General features: G+C 64.3%; 20 protein-coding genes and 1 pseudogene. 8 read left to right on the top strand and 13 right to left on the bottom strand.

Going from position 1 to position 14673, the window contains the following annotated elements; translation table 11 throughout:
• The first annotated feature begins 30 nt into the window (after positions 1-30).
• Positions 31-1134, top strand: a complete 1104-nt coding sequence (locus tag IVB42_RS25500; protein ID WP_018453826.1) for an NAD(P)/FAD-dependent oxidoreductase — start codon at positions 31-33, stop codon at positions 1132-1134.
• 167 nt (positions 1135-1301) lie between these two features.
• Here the strand turns inward: IVB42_RS25500 and IVB42_RS25495 are convergent, their stop codons facing one another.
• Positions 1302-1481 (bottom strand): DUF465 domain-containing protein, encoded by a 180-nt coding sequence (locus IVB42_RS25495; RefSeq protein ID WP_007596254.1) that lies wholly within the window; start codon positions 1479-1481, stop codon positions 1302-1304.
• A 111-nt stretch (positions 1482-1592) separates the two neighbouring features.
• Entirely contained in the window at positions 1593-1739 is a 147-nt protein-coding gene (locus IVB42_RS25490; protein ID WP_240543946.1) for a hypothetical protein, read from the bottom strand.
• A 69-nt stretch (positions 1740-1808) separates the two neighbouring features.
• On the opposite strand from IVB42_RS25490, the gene IVB42_RS25485 reads away from it, so the two are divergent.
• The 3 genes from IVB42_RS25485 to IVB42_RS25475 all read left to right on the top strand — a co-directional run bounded on the left by IVB42_RS25485 (position 1809) and on the right by IVB42_RS25475 (position 2627).
• Positions 1809-2015, top strand: a complete 207-nt coding sequence (locus tag IVB42_RS25485; RefSeq protein WP_007596255.1) for a DUF465 domain-containing protein — start codon at positions 1809-1811, stop codon at positions 2013-2015.
• Positions 2016-2134: 119 nt separating this feature from the next.
• Complete coding sequence (locus tag IVB42_RS25480) at positions 2135-2353, top strand: hypothetical protein (protein ID WP_007614210.1); 219 nt, start codon at positions 2135-2137, stop codon at positions 2351-2353.
• 22 nt (positions 2354-2375) lie between these two features.
• A complete protein-coding gene (locus IVB42_RS25475) occupies positions 2376-2627 on the top strand; it encodes a hypothetical protein (RefSeq protein WP_007614211.1) in 252 nt (83 codons plus the stop codon).
• Here IVB42_RS25475 and IVB42_RS25470 read toward each other — a convergent pair whose 3' ends face one another.
• Positions 2628-3389, bottom strand: a complete 762-nt coding sequence (locus IVB42_RS25470) for a GGDEF domain-containing protein (protein WP_018453822.1) — start codon at positions 3387-3389, stop codon at positions 2628-2630.
• A 141-nt stretch (positions 3390-3530) separates the two neighbouring features.
• On the opposite strand from IVB42_RS25470, the gene purE reads away from it, so the two are divergent.
• Positions 3531-4019 (top strand): 5-(carboxyamino)imidazole ribonucleotide mutase, encoded by a 489-nt coding sequence (gene purE / locus IVB42_RS25465; protein ID WP_007614214.1) that lies wholly within the window; start codon positions 3531-3533, stop codon positions 4017-4019.
• Positions 4016-5122, top strand: coding sequence for a 5-(carboxyamino)imidazole ribonucleotide synthase (locus IVB42_RS25460; RefSeq protein ID WP_018453821.1), 1107 nt, complete (start codon positions 4016-4018; stop codon positions 5120-5122). Before purE ends, IVB42_RS25460 begins: the two co-directional genes overlap by 4 nt.
• Positions 5123-5158: 36 nt before the next feature.
• Here the strand turns inward: IVB42_RS25460 and aqpZ are convergent, their stop codons facing one another.
• Positions 5159-5881, bottom strand: coding sequence for an aquaporin Z (gene aqpZ, locus IVB42_RS25455; RefSeq protein WP_018453820.1), 723 nt, complete (start codon positions 5879-5881; stop codon positions 5159-5161).
• A 260-nt stretch (positions 5882-6141) separates the two neighbouring features.
• On the opposite strand from aqpZ, the gene rpsU reads away from it, so the two are divergent.
• Complete coding sequence (gene rpsU, locus IVB42_RS25450) at positions 6142-6456, top strand: 30S ribosomal protein S21 (RefSeq protein WP_007614218.1); 315 nt, start codon at positions 6142-6144, stop codon at positions 6454-6456.
• Between the two features lie 125 nt (positions 6457-6581).
• Positions 6582-7232, top strand: coding sequence for a tetratricopeptide repeat protein (locus tag IVB42_RS25445; RefSeq protein ID WP_026232602.1), 651 nt, complete (start codon positions 6582-6584; stop codon positions 7230-7232).
• Between the two features lie 27 nt (positions 7233-7259).
• On the opposite strand, the gene IVB42_RS25440 is transcribed toward IVB42_RS25445, so the two are convergent.
• The 9 genes and pseudogenes from IVB42_RS25440 to IVB42_RS25400 form a co-directional block, all read right to left on the bottom strand.
• The gene (locus tag IVB42_RS25440) at positions 7260-8222 is read right to left on the bottom strand and encodes a hypothetical protein (RefSeq protein WP_018453818.1); all 963 of its coding nucleotides are present in this window, start codon (positions 8220-8222) and stop codon (positions 7260-7262) included.
• Positions 8223-8314: 92 nt separating this feature from the next.
• Complete coding sequence (locus tag IVB42_RS25435; RefSeq protein WP_018453817.1) at positions 8315-8599, bottom strand: cupin domain-containing protein; 285 nt, start codon at positions 8597-8599, stop codon at positions 8315-8317.
• Positions 8600-8633: 34 nt separating this feature from the next.
• A pseudogene (locus IVB42_RS25430) lies at positions 8634-8889 on the bottom strand (ionic transporter y4hA); the annotation flags it as partial.
• 110 nt (positions 8890-8999) lie between these two features.
• A complete protein-coding gene (locus IVB42_RS25425) occupies positions 9000-10481 on the bottom strand; it encodes a sodium:proton antiporter (protein ID WP_247397987.1) in 1482 nt (493 codons plus the stop codon).
• Positions 10435-11232, bottom strand: a complete 798-nt coding sequence (locus tag IVB42_RS25420; protein WP_018453814.1) for an alpha/beta hydrolase — start codon at positions 11230-11232, stop codon at positions 10435-10437. Before IVB42_RS25420 ends, IVB42_RS25425 begins: the two co-directional genes overlap by 47 nt.
• Positions 11233-11402: 170 nt before the next feature.
• Positions 11403-12800: an NAD(P)(+) transhydrogenase (Re/Si-specific) subunit beta gene (locus tag IVB42_RS25415; RefSeq protein ID WP_018453813.1), complete on the bottom strand. Its 1398-nt coding sequence runs from the start codon at positions 12798-12800 to the stop codon at positions 11403-11405.
• A gap of 42 nt (positions 12801-12842) precedes the next feature.
• A complete protein-coding gene (locus tag IVB42_RS25410) occupies positions 12843-13160 on the bottom strand; it encodes a proton-translocating transhydrogenase family protein (RefSeq protein ID WP_018453812.1) in 318 nt (105 codons plus the stop codon).
• A gap of 11 nt (positions 13161-13171) precedes the next feature.
• Complete coding sequence (locus IVB42_RS25405; protein WP_018453811.1) at positions 13172-14299, bottom strand: Re/Si-specific NAD(P)(+) transhydrogenase subunit alpha; 1128 nt, start codon at positions 14297-14299, stop codon at positions 13172-13174.
• Positions 14300-14436: 137 nt separating this feature from the next.
• Positions 14437-14589 (bottom strand): aa3-type cytochrome c oxidase subunit IV, encoded by a 153-nt coding sequence (locus IVB42_RS25400; protein ID WP_007596280.1) that lies wholly within the window; start codon positions 14587-14589, stop codon positions 14437-14439.
• Positions 14590-14673: the final 84 nt, after the last annotated feature.

The raw sequence follows: 14673 nt of genomic DNA, 5'->3' as shown, positions 1-14673 counted from the left end.
CGTCGCTTCGAGCGGACGTCCTGCACGACCATGGATAGGGTGGACTGCGTCGTCATCGGAGCCGGCGTGATCGGGCTCGCGGTGGCTCGAAAGCTGGCGCAAGCCGGGCGCGAGGTGATCGTGCTCGAGCAAGCCGAGGCCATCGGCACCATCACCTCCTCGCGCAACAGCGAGGTGATCCATGCCGGCATCTACTACCGCGCCGGAAGCTGGATGGCGCGCATGTGCGTCGACGGCAAGCACGCGCTCTATCGTTACTGTTCCGAGCGCGGCATCCCGCACAGGAATTGCGGCAAGCTGATCGTCGCGACCAATCCGAAAGAGACCGAGAAGCTGCAATCGATCAAGGCGCATGCCGAGGCCAACGGCGTGCTCGACATGCAGTTGCTCACGGGTGATGCGGCACGTGCGCTGGAGCCGGCGCTCGCCTGTGACGCCGCGCTGCTGTCGCCGTCGACCGGCATCATCGACAGCCACGCCTACATGCTCTCGCTGCGCGGCGAAGCCGAGGACGCGGGCGCGGCCTTCGCGTTTCACACCCCGCTGATCCGTGCCAAGGCGACCGCCGGCGTCATCGAGATCGAGGCGGGCGGCGAAGCGCCGATGACGCTGCAATGCAGCCTCCTCGTCAACGCCGCCGGGCTCTCGGCGACCACCGTGGCGCGCAACATCGAGGGCATGCCGCTGGAACGGATCCCGACGGCCTACCTCGCCAAGGGAAACTACTTCAGCTGCAATGCTAGGGCGCCGTTCTCGCGCCTGATCTATCCGGTGCCCGAGCCCGGTGGCCTAGGGGTGCATCTGACGCTGGACATGGCCGGGCAGGCCCGTTTCGGCCCTGACGTCGAGTGGATCGAGACGATCGACTATGAGGTCGACCCGTCACGCGCCGAGCGCTTCTACCCGGCGATCCGCAAATACTGGCCGACGTTGCCTGACGGTGCTCTCATGCCGAGCTATTCGGGCATCCGCCCGAAGATTGTGCCGCCGGCGGTGGCCACGCAGGATTTCTTGATGCAGGGCCCGCGCGATCACGGCGTCGAAGGCCTGATCAATCTGTTCGGCATCGAGTCGCCCGGATTGACGTCATCGCTCGCGATCGCGGATCACGTCGCCGAGCTCGCAAACATCTAGTGGTTTAAAGCGAATTGGATTCCGGTTGCGCGTAAAGAACTGCGTCCAGACAAGACGCTGGAGCCGCGCAAATCCTTGCACGCTGCGCGCCTTGCAGCAGGGATGAGCGCAAAGGCTCCCATCCCTGCCTGAAAGGGTGCGATCAACTCTACGCTGTTACGGGGTTACTAGTGGAGCGTGTCGCCGTGCCTGAGACGCTCGATCTGGTCCTTGACCATCAACTTCCGGCGCTTCAACTCAACAATTTGCAGGTCGTCTGTTGAAAGGTGCACGAGAGCTTCGTGCAATTCGTTTTCGAGAGTTTTGTGCTTCCGTTCCAATTCAACCAGATGTGCCTGAATTGTCATTCGAAACCTCCTCGGTAGGGGTGAACCTTGGATTCGACCGGACGAGGAAGTGTACATCACCGATTTGTTCTGTCGATGGATATCAGTCGTCGCGCTGTCATTTTTAGAAATTCATATGTAACGAAGCGTGAGTAAGGGAACCACGCGGGAAAAATCCGTGATATCAATGCGCTTGCGCAACGCCGGAGCGACCGCAGAAATATCTCGCGGGAGATCGGCGCGCGACAGCCCGAGATCGCTTGCGATCACGGCGCGCAAGGACGATAGTTTCCACAGGGCATCCACAGCCTTAATCTCACGCCTATCGGTTTTTCGGCCACCGCAGACATGACCAATGAAGATGCGCGCGAACTCGAATCCGAGCTCGCCCGGTTGCACCAGGAACACCGAGATCTCGATGTGGCGATCGATGCACTGCATCAATCGCCCGCCCCCGACCTGTTGCGGTTACAGCGGTTGAAGAAACGCAAGCTGTTGTTGCGTGACCGTATCGCGTTCATCGAAGACCAGATCACGCCCGACATCATCGCCTGATCCACGGGTAGAACTTTACGGCGGCCCCGCCGCACGTAAATCCGCTTGACTCGAAAGGAACAAAATAAGAACATTTGAGCACCCAACACCCCCGGGGAAACCGTCTAAGGAAAATGCAGATGTCGGCAACCGCCCTTCTCGACAACAGCCATTATGAACAAGCCTGCGATCAGGCGATCGCGATGTGCGACGGCAATCTGCGCAGCACCATCAAGGCGCTGATCATGGCCAATGAATATCTGGAGGCCGAGCTGGAAGAATTGCAGGCGGCGGTTTCCGCAGGCTGCATTCCGGAGACCTCGCGCAGCAAGATGCGGAGCAAGAGCAGCGCCGCCTGACTGTCAGCTATCGGAGCCGACCATGTCCGATGTCACCTATTACGTTGCATTACCTTTCCTGACCGACGAGGACGGATCGCCGGTCGCGGGTGCGGCCGAGGAATGCCAGAGCGCGGCGGCCGCGCTACGGCGCGCCGAGATTATGTCGCACGGCGCCGGCCACACCGGCGCGGTCGCGTTCAGCCGCAGCGGCGATCCCATGACCGGCGAATTCGGGGACGCAAAACTGCTCCGCAGCTTCGGCGACGTACCGAAAGACCTCGGCACGCTTTAACTAGCTGCTGACGAGCCTGATGTGCGGCTCGTGCCGCCGGTGCGCCTTGCGCACATACATCGCGGCATCGGCCTCCTCCAGGGCGCGCGTGGCGTCGGATTGCACTCCGAGCAGGGCGACGCCGGCGGAAGCGCCCGCGCTCACGTGCTGGCCGCGAAAGACAAAGGACAATTCGTCGATGGCCTGCTCGAAAGCCGCGGCCTTCGCCTTGGCGTCGGTCTCGCTGAGATTCCAGAGCAGCAGCGCGAACTCGTCGCCGCCGAGCCGGCCGACCACGTCCGAAGCGCGGATCTGCCGCGTCAGCGTGGTGGCAATCGCCTTCAGGACCTCGTCGCCGGCCGCATGGCCGAAGGAATCGTTGATCGGCTTCAACCGATCGACGTCGAGCACGATCAGCGCCCCGCTGGCGCGGTAGCGCTTCATGTAGGCGACGGCGCGGGCGAGCTCGCGTTCGAAGCCGCGCCGGTTCGGAATTTCGAGCAGGAAATCGGTGTCGGCAGCCGCCTCGAGCTCCGCGACCCGCCGCAGCGCCCCCCTGAGCTTGCTCCGGAGCTCGCGGATGGTCGCGTTGATGGCCGGCTCGATGGCCGCTTTGGCCCCGTCATCGGCAGACGCTGCCCGCTGCGACGGCCTGGTCGGACGCCGCGCCGGACCCTTGATCCGACGCTTGGCCGGACGCTTGAGAGCAACTTTGGAGCGGCCGGCACTGGGCTTCGGGCCCTTTTTGGCCTTCGCAGCGCTTGCCCTTTTTGGTTTCTTCATGGGCATCCTGCTCAATGAAGGCTTGCGGGGATTCACCAAGACAGGATAGTTCATTCCCTTCTCCTTGCCACCGCCTTGCGAGCCACCGGCCGGAACCTTTAGTCTGGCCTATCTTTCTGTTTTTCGAGAACAATTCACGTCATGACCGCGCCGATCGCCATCATCATGGGAAGCCAGTCGGACTGGGACACGATGCGGCATGCCGCCGACACGCTCGCAGGGCTCGGCGTTGCCGCCGACACCCGCATCGTTTCGGCCCACCGCACCCCCGACCGGCTGTTTACGTTCGCCAAAGGCGCCAAGACGGCTGGTTACAAGGTCATCATCGCCGGCGCGGGTGGCGCAGCCCACCTGCCCGGCATGGCGGCGGCTCTGACGGAATTGCCCGTGTTCGGCGTCCCCATCGAATCCAGGACGCTCAAGGGCATCGATTCGCTCTATTCGATCGTCCAGATGCCCGCAGGCATCCCGGTCGGCACCCTCGCCATCGGCAAGGCGGGCGCCATCAATGCGGCGTTGCTGGCGGCGGCCGTGCTGGCCTTGTCCGACCCGGCCTTGTCCGATCGCCTCGCCGCCTGGCGCAAGGCGCAGACCGAGGCCGTGGCCGAGCGCCCGGAGGACAAGGCGTGACTGACGCAAAGCAGGTGAAGCTGAAGCCCGGCGACACCATTGGCATCCTCGGCGGCGGACAATTGGGGCGGATGCTGGCCATGGCGGCGGCCCGGCTTGGCCTGCGCTGCCAGGTGTTCTCGCCCGATCCGGACTCACCGGCCTTCGACGTCGTCCTGAATGCGACCTGCGCCGAATATGCCGATGTCGAAGCACTCGAGCTGTTCGCCAACGACGTCGACGTCATCACCTACGAATTTGAGAACGTGCCGTCCGCGGCCGCGATGGTGCTGGATGCGCGCCGCCCGGTGCTGCCCAACCGCAAGATCCTCGAGACCACCCAGGACCGGCTCGCCGAGAAGGATTTCGTGACGCGGCTGGGCATCGGCACCGCAGCCTACGCCGACGTCACCTCGGTCCCGTCATTGCGCGAGGCGATCGCCAGGATCGGCCTTCCGGCGGTGCTGAAGACCCGTCGCTTCGGCTATGACGGCAAGGGCCAGGCCATCATCCGCGAGGGCGACGACGTCGCGAAAGTGTGGACCAGTCTCGCCACCAAATCGGCCATCCTGGAAGCCTTCGTGCCGTACGAGCGTGAGATTTCCGTGATCGCCGCCCGCTCGGCCACGGGCCAGGTCGAGTGTTTCGACGTCACCGAAAACGAGCACCGCGACCACATCCTGAAGATCTCCCGTGCGCCCGCCCGGATCCCGGACGTGCTCGCCGAGGAAGCGCGCAGTATCGCCGGCAAGATCGCGGGCGCGCTCGATTATGTCGGCGTGCTTGCCGTCGAGATGTTCGTGCTCGCCAACGGCACCGGACCCAAGGTGCTGGTCAACGAGATCGCTCCGCGCGTGCACAATTCCGGACATTGGACGCTCGACGGTGCGTCCGTCTCGCAGTTCGAGCAGCACATCCGCGCCATTGCCGGCTGGCCCCTCGGCAAGCCCGTGCGCCACGGCGAAGTCGTCACCATGACCAATCTGATCGGCGACGAGATCAACGAATATGACAAGTGGCTGAGCGTCGCGGGCGCAACGGTGCACATCTACGGCAAGGGCGCGCCGCGTCCGGGCCGCAAGATGGGACATGTCACCGAAGTGCGACCCACGACCGGCAAATAACGGGACCGCGGCGCATGCCGCGATCCCGCTTTGCAGTTATGCCGTCTTCGCGCCCGCGACGACGCCAGTGGGCTCTTCGCTGAGCCAACGATAGATCACCCCGCCCAGCGCGCCGCCGATCAGTGGCGCAACCCAGAACAACCAGAGCTGCGACAGCGCCCAGCCGCCGACGAACAGCGCGGGCCCCGTGCTACGCGCCGGGTTCACGGAGGTGTTGGTGACGGGGATGCTGACGAGATGGATCATCACCAGCGCGAGCCCGATCGCCAGCGGCGCAAAGCCGGCGGGCGCGCGGCCGTGAGTCGCGCCCATGATGATGAACAGGAACATCATGGTCATGACCACCTCGGTGAGGAAGCACACGATCATGCTGTACTGGCCGGGAGAATGGGCATCGTACCCGTTGGACGCGAACCCCTTGCTGACGTCGAAGCCGGGAGCTCCGCTTGCGATGACGTAGAGCAGCCACGCGGCCACGATCGCGCCGGCGACCTGCGCAATCACATAAGGCAGGATCTGTCCGGCCGGAAAACGTCCGCCGGCGGCAAGACCGACAGTGACGGCCGGATTGAGATGACAGCCTGAGATGTGGCCGATCGCATAGGCCATGGTGACCACGCTCAGTCCGAACGCGAGGGAGACACCGACCAGACCGATGCCAACCTGCGGAAAGCCGGCTGCGATCACCGCACTTCCGCAACCTGCGAATGTGAGCCAAAAGGTACCGATAGCTTCGGCCGCGTATTTCTTCATATCCATGTGTCGTCCCCTGCTTTCAAAGATTCCGGAACAAAGCTCCGGAAACGGCCCCACCCTTGGCGTCAAATCTCCCAAATCAGGGCCGCACAGAGGTATTTTGCCTCATTTAATGGCTGAACTTGGCCCGAAAACCCGCTTGGCCGGTGGACATCCCAAGTTTTGTCTGATACATCCGCGCCCTCAAGGTTAAGGGCTTGTGCGTTTCGCCATCCCCTTTGACTTACCAGAATTCAAATCCGATCCACTGAAGAGGATGCCGCGTGCAGGTTCTCGTTCGCGATAACAATGTCGATCAAGCCCTCAAGGCGCTGAAGAAGAAGATGCAGCGCGAGGGTATTTTCCGCGAGATGAAGCTCCGCGGTCACTACGAAAAGCCCTCCGAGAAGAAGGCCCGTGAAAAGGCCGAAGCCGTGCGTCGCGCACGCAAGCTGGCCCGCAAGAAGCTGCAGCGCGAAGGCCTGCTGCCGATGAAGCCGAAGCCGGTGTTCGGTGCTGGCCCCGGCGGTGATCGTGGCGGTCGCGGCGGCCCGGGTGCAGGCGCAGGTGCAAGTGCTGGTCCGCGCGGACCGCGCTGATTTACCCGACTTGAGAGATTTCAGTTTTCGATGACGCGGGCCCCTGGCCCGCGTTATTGTTTTGTGAGCGGTGCCTTGCTGGGATGGGGCACTACCGATGCGGCACTAGCGCGAGCGAACCGTAGATGGCCTCCCCTCTCCCCAAGCGCGGCTTGGCGCGGCTACGGCAGATCTTGCAGCAGCCGTTTGCGCTGGCCTTGATGGGGATTTCGCTATGCGGCTGCTCCTTCGACCTGGGGTCGCTGACGCCGGAGAAGGAGAAGCCGCAGGAGGCACCCAAGGCGGCCACGACCGCTGAGAACGTGGTCAGCGCCGGCAATGTCAGCGAAGCCCAAGCCCATACGGCAAAGGCCCAGGCTCTGGCAAAGTCCGGCGAGACGGCGGCCGCGCTCGATGAATTCAATCACGCGGTCGGACTCGATCCGTACAACGCGCAGGCGCTCTATGGCCGCGCCCTGATCTACCAGGGCAAGAACCAGCACGACTTCGCCATCGCCGATTTCAGTGCCGCGAGCGGCCTTAACCCGCAGAAGGTCGAGCCGCTGCTCGGCCGCGCCACCAGTTATCTCGCCGTCGGCAAGGTCAAGGAGGCCGCGGCCGATCTGGATGAGGCTTCCGAGGCCGATCCCCACAATGCCCAAGTCTGGACCATACGCGGGCAAGCCTATGAACGGCTGGGCGACAGGACCAAGGCGGCGGCGTCCTACACCAAGGCGGTCTCGCTTCGCCCACGCGACGACGCCGCCCGCAGCGGCCTCGCCCGCGTCGGCGGCTGACGAGTCTGGCGCAGCGCGGGCGCCGTCTTAATCCGGGGTGACGCTCTTCGGCAGAACGGAGTGGAACATGGACTTAACGCCCGACAGCATGTCGTCGGCGACATTGGTCTTCGGCCGCGGCATCGACGCGCCGGCATCGGCGCGCAGATCGAGCGGGGGCGCAATCATCGGGACCGGAATATCAGCCGGCGGCGTCAGCCGATTCGGGTTCTCGTTGCCGACCGACGCCGTGTAGGGCGGGCTCGGCTGCGACGAGCCGCCATTGCCATAGGCCTCGGCTGCGGGTGTCGAGACCGTGATCGGCGGCGGCAACGGACGCACCGATGACGTATCCACGGGAATGATACGCGGGGCCTCCGGAGTGCGGGCGGCTTCACGCACCGCAGGCTCCTGAGTCTTCTCGGGCGCCTTGGTCTCGGAAGACTTATTGTCGGAAGCCTTTGTGTCGGCAGCCTTTGTGTCGGAAGCTTTGGCCTCAGCCGCTTTGCTCTCAGGCGACTTGCGCAGGCGCTCGATCGCGGCGCGCACGAGATCGTTGGCGTCGGGGGTTGCGGCCGGCGCGGCAGCAGCGGGCGCCGAATTGGCCTCCACCACCGGGGCGGCGGGAGCGGCTGCACTGACGGCCGGCGTGGACTTGGCGACTGCCTTCTCGCGACCGGACGGCTTGCCGCGCGGGGCGGCCTCGGCCGGTGCCACGTCCGCCGTCGAGGTCTTCGACTCCGCGCCCGGATGATCGGCAGCCTTCTCGGCCGCCGGCTTGTCCGTCACGTTCTTCTCGGAGATGCCCTTGGCCTTGACGCCGGGCGCGGGGAGGTTGGCCACATCGGCGGGCTTGCCGTTCTTGCCGGCCTCGGCGGGCGCCGTCACGGCCGCGGGCGCATCCGCCGCCGGCTTGGCGTTGATGTAATGATTAACGATATACGCCCCGATGATCGTTGCGAGCACCGAGGGGAAGATGTCCATCGAGATTTTAGCGATGTATTTCAGCATTCCGGCCACTCCCCGCGCGATCTGATGCGGGAACTTTGAGGCATAGTGAGGGATCAACTGCGACGGATCAATGGCAAAGGGGTACGCCGGACTTACGACTTCAGCTCAACCTCAAGGAACACGATCTCGGTTGCGGTTTCGTTAAGCACGTCGTGCTGGACGCCGGCCTTGCGAAAATAGGATTTCCCGGCCGCAAGCTGTGCTTTGGACCGCTCGCCATCGGGCGCCACGATGGTCATTTCCCCTCCGACCACGGGAACAATGACGTAGTCCATGCCATGGGTGTGATGCCCGGTGGCGCTGTTTGGCGCGAGCCGCCACTCGGTCACCCGAACCTGCTCATTGTCGACCTGAACCTCGGACTCGGCGGCAAGCATCGGAACTCTCCTGGGGCATATCCGGAAAACCGGTTCAGGGCACGAAAACCACGAACACGTAGACGGCAAATACCACCTTATGGACCAGCCCGAACAGGACATTGGTCCTGCCCGTACCGAAGGTCAGCATGCTCAGGAAGAAGGTCAGGAGCAAAGGCAGGCGGCGCGCCGATCCTGGCCGCGACGGCATCGACCACCAGCGAGAATTTCTTGGACAGCAACACGACCGCCAGCAGCGCAATCAGCAGCAGCACGACGCTGAGCACCAAGGCCCGGCCCGACAGATGCGCCTCGCACGGCCAGCGCCGGAAAGATCCAGGCCGATCGAGGCGTCGGATTGTGCGCGCTCATCCATCGGCTCCAATTGTCTCAGCCGAGCAGTAGCAATCGCGCGGCAGATTCAATGCCAGCGCAGGATCGGAGCGAACGGCAGCAGCGTCAGCAGCACGAACAGCGGGATCAGCACCGCGCTGGCGCGCAGGAAATAACCGAAGAAGCTCGGCATCTCGATGCCGTTCTCGCTGGCGATGCTGCTCACCATGAAATTCGGCGCATTGCCGATATAGGTAAGCGCGCCCATGTAGACTGCGCCCATGGAGATGGAGGCGAGCGTGCCCGAGAGTTCGTGCATCAGCATCTGCGGGTCGCCGCCGGCGAGCTCGAAGAACAACAGATAGGTCGGCGCATTGTCGAGGAACGCCGACATCAGACCGGTGAACCAGAAATAGGCAACCTCGCGCGGCGTGCCGTCCGGAGCGGTCACGGCCGACAACAGCCAGGCGAACGCGCCGTGATGGCCGGCATCGAGCATGGCGACGACCGGGATGATCGCGATGAAAATGCCGGCGAACAGCTTTGCGACTTCGCGGATCGGCTCCCAGGTGAAGCCGTTGGCCTGCCGGTGCTCGTCCGGCGTCAACCACACCGACAGGCCCGCTATGGCCAGCAGCGCCGCGTTGCGGGCGATATCTTCCAGCTCCAGCCTGGTTCCGAGAATGTCGAAAGCGATGCCGGGCTTCCACATCGCCGAGGCCAGCAGGCTCGCGACGATGGCTGCAATCAGCACCAGGTTGACGAGGCCGCGGATGCGGACCGGCTTCGCGGCGCCGGCGGCGCCGAGCAAGGGTTCGCTGCGGAAGCGCCAGACGTCGATGACGACGAAGATCGCGAGCAGCAGTCCGGCAACGATCGCCGTCTGCAGCCAGATGGTCCGCGTGGTCCAGAAGAAGTCGACACCATGCAGGAAGCCGACGAACAGCGGGGGATCGCCGAGCGGGCTCAGCGCGCCACCGACATTGGCGACCAGGATGATGAAGAAGATGACGACATGGGCGTTGTAGCGCCGCGGTCGGTTGGCGCGGATCAGAGGGCGGATCAGGATCATGGCCGCCCCCGTGGTGCCGACGACACTCGCCATCACCGTACCGAGCGCGAGGATGCCGGCATTTGATGCCGACGTCGCCTTGATGTCGCCCGTCACGAGAATGCCGCCAGCCACGACATAGAGCGAGAACAGCAGCACGATGAAGCCGAGATATTCGGCGAGCATGGCGTGAACGAGCGCCGCCAACGTCGCCATGCTCCCGGCCAGGATGACGAGCGAGGCGAGTGCCAGCAGCGACCAGGCCGCGGCGATCTTGCCGTAATGATGGTGCCAGACTTTTGCAAACAGCAGCGGCCCGAGAGCGATCGACAGCAGGAGGCCGGCAAAGGGCAGCGCATACGGCCAGCGCATCGCCGCGCCGTCGAGCCCGGTCGCCGCCCATGCGTGCTGTGGCAACAACACGACGAGGATCGCGGCGATGAACCCGCTCGCGCGCCGAACGACAAGCCGTCTAGAAAGCAATGAAGTGCCTCGCCGTTTCAATCGCACCGAACGCATCGAGATTGTCGTGTCCACCGCCCGCAAAGCGAACGAACTCCTTCGGTTCGTGCGCAAGCGCGAACAGACGCTCTCCGAACACGATGGAAATGGCAAGGTCATCGGTGCCATGCATCACCAATAGCGGCACAGTGACGCGCGGGATGCGCTCGTCGGAATGAAATGGATCTCGCATCAGCAGGCGGACCGGAACGTACCAGAACGATGAAGCTGCAATATCGGCCGTCGATGTATAGGGCGCTTCCAGGATGAGTTTTCCAACACGATGCTCCGAGGCGATCGCGACCGCCACGCCGGTCCCGAGCGAAAAGCCCCACGCGACGATTCGCTCCGCCGCGTAGCGCGCGGTGGTGAAGGCGTAGGCGGCCGCGGCATCGCGCAGCAGGCCCGCCTCGCTCGGCGCCCCGCTCGAGCCGGCATAGCCGCGATAGGACAGCGCGACCAGGCCGGTGCCGTCCGCCGTCATGGCCTTGAGGCGGCTGACGCGACCAGCGAGATAATCGCCATTGCCCGGAAAATACAGGATCACGGGGCGGCCTGGCTTCGCCGGCACGTGCCAGACGATGACATTCTCGCCATCGGAGGTAGTCAGGACGTGCTCTTCGGCCTCGGGGAAGCCTGCGGCGTCCGGCGTGGTGCGACCGACGGGCGGGATCGGAAACAGCATCTCGCGCTGCCTGACATACAGCACGAGGAGACCGGCGCAATAGACGGTCACGAGCAGGATGGCGATCCATTTGACGATGGTCATGATGACGCGACCCGGCCCCTGTTCAGGGTTTGCACCGGCTCGGCAGCAATTTCATGACATCGCCCGAGGCGGGCCGGAACGTCACGGCAGCCGCACGCCGCCTGGTGAGCGGTGTGCCACGCGACGCGCTGCTCGCGCGTCGCATTGGCAATGGCCCGCTTGCCTCCGCGCTACATCGCCTTGACGATGTTCTCGGTGACCTTCTTGGCGTCGCCGAGCAGCATCATGGTGTTGTCGCGATAGAACAGCGGATTGTCGATGCCGGCATAGCCGGAAGCGAGCGAGCGCTTGATGAACATCACGGTGCCGGCCTTCCAGACCTGGAGCACCGGCATGCCGTAGATCGGCGAGGTCTTGTCCTCTTCGGCCGCCGGATTGGTGACGTCGTTGGCGCCGATCACGAAGGCGATATCGGCCTGCGCGAATTCGGAGTTGATGTCCTCGAGCTCGAACACCTCGTCATAGGGCACGTTGGCCTCGGCCAGCAGCACGTTCATGTGGCCGGGCATGCGGCCGGCGACCGGGTGAATGGCGTATTTCACCTCGACGCCTTCTTTCTTCAGGATGTCGCCCATTTCACGCAGCGCATGCTGAGCCTGTGCCACCGCCATGCCATAGCCGGGCACGATGATGACCTTCTGCGCGTTCTTCATGATGAAGGCTGCGTCGTCGGCCGAGCCGAGCTTGGCCGGCTTCTGCTCGCCGCCGCCACCGCCGGCCGCCGCGGTCTCGCCGCCGAAGCCGCCGAGAATGACCGAGATGAAGGAGCGGTTCATCGCGTGGCACATGATGTAGGACAGGATCGCGCCGCTTGATCCCACCAGCGCGCCGGTGATGATCAGCGCGGAATTGCCGAGGGTGAAGCCGATGCCGGCCGCGGCCCAGCCCGAGTACGAGTTAAGCATCGAAATCACGACCGGCATGTCGGCGCCGCCGATCGGGATGATCATGAGGACGCCGAGCGCCAGCGCGATGATGACGATCAGCCAGAAGTCGAGCGCGCTGCCCGTCATGACCAGCCCGACGATGAAGACGACGAGCGCGATCGCGAGCGCAATGTTGATGATGTGGCGGAACGGCAGGATGATCGGCGCACCGCTCATGCGCGCGGACAGCTTCAGGAACGCGATCACCGAGCCGGTGAAGGTCAGCGCGCCGATGGCGACGCCGAGCGACATCTCGACCAGGCTCTGCGGATGGATGTTGCCGGGGCTGCCGATGTCGAAGGCCTCCGGCGCGTAGAACGCACCGGCCGCGACCAGCACCGCGGCCATGCCGACCAGCGAATGGAACGCGGCGACCAGTTCCGGCATTGAGGTCATCGGCACCCGGCGGGCAATCACTGCGCCGACGCTGCCGCCGATCGCGATGCCAAGGATCACGAGGATCCAGGCGAGGCCGTCCGCCGGCGGATGGCTGGCCAGCGTGGTGGCGACCGCGATCGCCATGCCGATCATGCCGAAGAAATTACCCTGCCGCGATGTGGCGGGGCTGGACAGCCCGCGCAGCGACAGGATGAACAGCACACCTGCCACGAGATACAGAACTGCAGCCAGATTGGCGTTCATCTCAGGTCCCCTTTGTCTTTGTCACCCCGAGGTGAACGCCGCTCACTTCACCTTCTTCTTGTACATCGCCAGCATGCGCTGGGTGACAAGGAAGCCGCCGAAGATATTCACGCAGGCGAAAATGAGCGCGATGAAGCCGAAGCCGCGCGCCCAGCCCGAGCCGCTCGAGATCATGCCGACCCCGACCGCGAGCAGCGCACCGACCACGATCACCGAGGAGATCGCATTGGTCACGCTCATCAGCGGCGTATGCAGCGCCGGGGTCACCGACCACACCACGAAATAGCCGACGAAGACGGCGAGAACGAAGATCGACAGCCGGAAGACGAAGGGGTCGACGACCTGTGCAACATGCTCCATGGCGGCTCTCCTTACGCTTTCGGCTGGAAGTTCGGGTGGATGACGGCGCCGTCCCTGGTCAGCGCGGTCGCTTTGACGAGCTCGTCGTCCCAGTTCACGGCCAGCGCCTTGCTGGTCTTGTCGACCATCGTTTCGATGAAGTTGAACAAATTGCGCGCGTAGAGGCTGGAGGCCGACGCCGCGACGCGGCCGGCGACGTTGGTGTAGCCGACGATCTTGATGCCACCGACATCGGCGACCTCGCCCGCCTTGACGCCTTCGACATTGCCGCCGCGCTCGACGGCGAGATCGACCAGCACTGATCCCGGCTTCATCGACTTGACCATGTCAGCCGTGACGAGCCTCGGCGCCGGCCGGCCCGGAATCAGCGCGGTGGTGATCACGATGTCCTGCTTCTTGATGTGCTCGGCGGTGAGCGCGGCCTGCTTGGCCTGGTATTCCTTGGACATTTCCTTGGCGTAGCCGCCGGCGGTCTGCGCGTTCTTGAATTCCTCGTCCTCGACGGCGAGGAATTTTGCACCGAGCGATTCGACCTGCTCCTTGGTGGCGGGCCGGACGTCGGTCGCGGTGACGACGGCGCCGAGACGGCGTGCGGTCGCGATCGCCTGGAGGCCGGCGACGCCGACGCCCATCACGAACACTTTGGCGGCGGGCACCGTGCCGGCCGCGGTCATCATCATCGGGAAGGCGCGTCCGAAGGCCTCGGCGCCCTCGATCACGGCGCGGTAGCCGGCGAGGTTGGCCTGCGAGGACAGCACGTCCATCACCTGCGCGCGCGTGATGCGCGGCATCAATTCCATCGCGAAGGCGGAGACACCGGCATCGGCGATCGTCTTCAGCGCGGCCTCGTTGCCGTAGGGGTCCATGATGGCGATGACGAGCGCGCCGCGCTTGTACTGCGCCAACTCGGAGGCTTCAGGGCGCTTCACCTTGATGATGATGTCGGCGTCCTTCAGCGCGTCGGCGCTGACGGTGGCGCCCACCGCGGTGAATTCGGAGTCCGGCAGGCCCGACTTGAGGCCGGCGCCCGGCTCGACGGCGATCTCGGCGCCCAACGCCTTGAACTTCTTCACCGTATCCGGCGAAGCGGCGACCCGCGGCTCCGACGGATCGATTTCCTTGGCAACGGCGATCTTCATAGGCCCTCCGGCGACGCGGGAAGAAGCGCGCACGCGAACTTAGCGTTACTCCCGCAACGTTGGATACCGGTTTTCAATCCGGCTTGATTGCAAATTTTATAGGCACCGACGACACTGGCGGTGCTGCAGGGGATGAATCAGGTCAGGAAGATCGCCATCAGGATCACGATAAGCGCGACCGAGACCGTGCCGTACTTCACCAGCTTGATGAAGCCCTCGTAGGTCTGCTCGTGGGCAACGTAGTCGTTGCCGTCGGCGGTGCTGTACGCCACTTCGCTATGGTCAGCCATGAATTGTCCCCAGTCGAAAGTCGAATTTCGTGGCTGGGATACCGCAAACTTCCGGGCAGGGCAACGGCACGGAGGCGCGGTTTC

This window comes from Bradyrhizobium sp. 45 (assembly GCF_023073155.1).
Classification (GTDB): domain Bacteria; phylum Pseudomonadota; class Alphaproteobacteria; order Rhizobiales; family Xanthobacteraceae; genus Bradyrhizobium; species Bradyrhizobium canariense_D.
Note: the sequence above shows the minus strand (reverse complement) of the source record. Positions and strands in the feature narration are given on the sequence as shown.